The organism is Salinibacterium sp., from assembly GCF_031364185.1.
In the GTDB taxonomy this organism is placed as follows: domain Bacteria; phylum Actinomycetota; class Actinomycetes; order Actinomycetales; family Microbacteriaceae; genus Rhodoglobus.
The window spans coordinates 1-1,756 of sequence record NZ_JANLVV010000253.1; the positions used below are offsets into that span (position 1 = coordinate 1).

The following is a 1,756-nucleotide window of genomic DNA, read 5'->3' on the forward strand; positions in this document are numbered from 1 at the left end:
CCGAGCTCCGGTCACGGCACCCGCAGATGTGGTTAGGCGGGACGCACGCTCGAGTCCCGAATCACGAGCTCGGGGCGGAAAACAACATGGTTTGTTTCTAGTGGGGCGATCTCTCCCAATTCCGCCAGCAAAAGCTCCACCGCAATTCGTCCGAAATCTTGGTGAGGGGTTCTAATGGTCGAAAGTGGAATGGGTCCGGCTCTGCTCACGTCCATGTCATCAAAGCCGATCACAGCCACATCCTCGGGCACTCGCAGATCGGACTGCCGTTTGAGAACATCGACGAACCCCATACCAAGAAGGTCGTTCGCGGCGAATATGGCGTCTGGACGCCTGCCCTCCTCGCCTTGGAGGTACTGCAGGGCCGCCGCTTGCCCAATTGAGATTGTGCGGTCGGAAGTGGGAATGATCTCGAGAGTCGCGCCGTCGTGCTCCTCAACCGCGCGACTAGCCCCAAGGAAGCGATCACTGACCTGTCTCAGCTCAAACGGCCCACCGAGGAACGCGAGGTGTCGCTTGCCGGTGCTGAGGAGGTGTGTTGCTGCCAGATATCCACCCTCGGCGTCTTCAACTGAGACGGACGGCTGAGAATCATGGTCGGCCACCCGACCCGTAATTACGGACGGGGTGCCGCGCTTGCGCATGGTGTCAAGGAGTCCGTCGACTTTCCCCACGGGAGCAACGATGATTCCGCGCACGCCCTGGGCTTCGAACAGCTCGAGATAAGAGATTTCTCGAGCCACGTCGCCGCTGTTGTTGCCGAGGACCACAAACAGCCCTGCTTCCGCCGCCCGCCGTTCGATGGCATCAGCCACATCTGAGAAATAAGTATTTCCCACTTCGAAGACCACATAGCCGATGACTTTGCTCTTGCCTGCCCGAAGTTGCCTTGCTGCGTCGTTTCGCACGTAGCCGAGCTTGTCGATGGCGTTCCGGATTCGCTCCGAGACCTCCGGCGATAACTTACTCGGTACATTCAAGTAGTTCGAAACCGTCGTCGGAGAGACCCGTGCCTCAGCGGCTACATCTTTGATAACGACCTTCGGCATACTGCTCAAGGGTCCTTCCGGCTCGGACTCAAACGGTTGCTCTGAGCGTATCGAACTCTGCGATAGGGCCTCCGCTCAGTCCATCTACTTGACGGCGCCGCCCAGCAGGCCGCCGATGATCCGTTTCTGGGCAACGATGAACACGATCAGAAGCGGGAGGCTAACAAGCAGAACCTGCGTGAAGATGAGGTTCCAGTTGAGTTCGTAAGTATTGGCACTGGCGAAGTTGTAGAGCCCCAGAGGCATAGTCTGCTCGCGAGAGTTAGGTAGCAGGAAGAACGGCGTCAAGAAGTCGTTCCAGATGAACAGGGCGAGGACTACCCCTGTCGTCAAGAGCACCGGGCGCAGCGACGGCAGGATAACTGAGAAGAAGACCCGAAGGGTTCCGGCTCCGTCCAGGCGGGCGGCTTCTTCAATTTCGAACGGAATGGCTTTCACAAACCCGGTCATCAAGAAGATGGAAATGCTCAGCTGCGTGCCCGTGTAGAAGAGAATGAGACCGATCCTCGAACCACTGAGCCCGAGGACCGAGAGAACTTGAAGGGTTGAGACGATCGCTGGAGGGAGCATTACACCGCTGATAGCGGCGTAGTAGACGGCGTTCAGTGTTCGCGATCGTCCTCGAGCGAAAACCCAAGCTGCTAACGACCCGAAGAGCAGCAAGAGGGTGATCGCTGGGACAGTGATGAGCAAGCTGTTGAAGAAGC

2 protein-coding genes are annotated in these 1,756 nt (G+C 58.0%); both read right to left on the minus strand.

The window, feature by feature from the left end; all coding sequences use genetic code 11:
- Nucleotides 1-32: 32 nt before the first annotated feature.
- Nucleotides 33-1,049, minus strand: a complete 1,017-nt coding sequence (locus tag RMN95_RS11015) for a LacI family DNA-binding transcriptional regulator (protein ID WP_309616964.1) — start codon at nt 1,047-1,049, stop codon at nt 33-35.
- Between the two features lie 84 nt (nt 1,050-1,133).
- Nucleotides 1,134-1,756, minus strand: a 623-nt coding sequence (locus RMN95_RS11020; protein ID WP_309616965.1) for a carbohydrate ABC transporter permease, incomplete at its 5' end; no start/stop codon positions are given.